Annotated in this window: 1 protein-coding gene; it reads right to left on the bottom strand. The window is 23.6% G+C overall.

The window, feature by feature from the left end; translation table 11 throughout:
- Positions 1–217: 217 nt before the first annotated feature.
- Positions 218–1,053, bottom strand: an 836-nt coding sequence (locus AYC60_RS03670) for a transposase (protein WP_067321431.1), incomplete at its 5' end; no start/stop codon positions are given.

Genomic DNA, 1,053 nt, shown 5'->3' on the forward strand with positions numbered 1-1,053 from the left:
TCACCTTTTTTTATATTTATCAACTGACAAACTCAGGGAAAAAAAGGGGCTGTTCCGAAATAGCCTAAAAAAATTATGGAGAATTCTAAATTTTTTAGAATCCTCCATTTTTTTTAACAATTTTTAACCTTTTATTTCAATCTAAATAAATATACTTAATTTTGTGCAGCACCAAACTGAGGGTTTATACCCTCAATAAAAAAATATTACTTATACTTTATGCTACTACTTCTTTTAATTTATATAAATCTATATTTTCTCTATTTTTTCTTTTATCATTTATATATTTTCTTAAATTAAAACCTAAAGCATACATAGCAAATTCAAGTTCTACTTTATCTATACCCTTTCTTCTAAATCTATCAAATTCAAAATTTTCTTTAATATCTCCAAAAGGTCTTTCCACTTGAATAGATCTATTTAATCTATACTTCGCCCCTAATTCACTTAATATATTATCTCTATTTATTTTCTTTAATTTGTAATCTTCTAAACTTATTGAAAATGAATGTCCTTCTTCATCCTGTGCAGTAAATACAGTTCTTATCAAACCTTTATATTTATATTCTCTACTTACTTTATATACTACACCATCTTTTCTTAAAAATTCTTCTGTTTCCTCATTATATGTAAGATTTATTATATTTTTTATATCATTTTTATTTTTTCTTTTCTTATTCACTTCATGTTTTTGTGGTTTTATATATGAAGTATAACCATTATCAGATAAATATTTTAAGTTTTCGTAACTTTCATATCCTGCATCAGCTACGACATTTTTAAAATCATATCCATTCGATTTAAGATGTTCTATAAATACAGGTAAAGTTTTGTAATCTGTAGGATTTTGAAATATTTTAAAATCTAAAATGTAATTACTATTTACAGCTATTTGAACATTATATGCCGGTATTAATTGTCCATTTTTCATGTAATCTTTTTTAGATCTCATAAATGTAGCATATATATCAGTTTTAGAATAACTATTTCTATCTCCTAATATTTTCAGTTGTTCTAAATATTTTCTCTCTTTATCTAAAACTTTTTCTAGTT

This window comes from Streptobacillus felis, from assembly GCF_001559775.1.
Lineage (GTDB): Bacteria > Fusobacteriota > Fusobacteriia > Fusobacteriales > Leptotrichiaceae > Streptobacillus > Streptobacillus felis.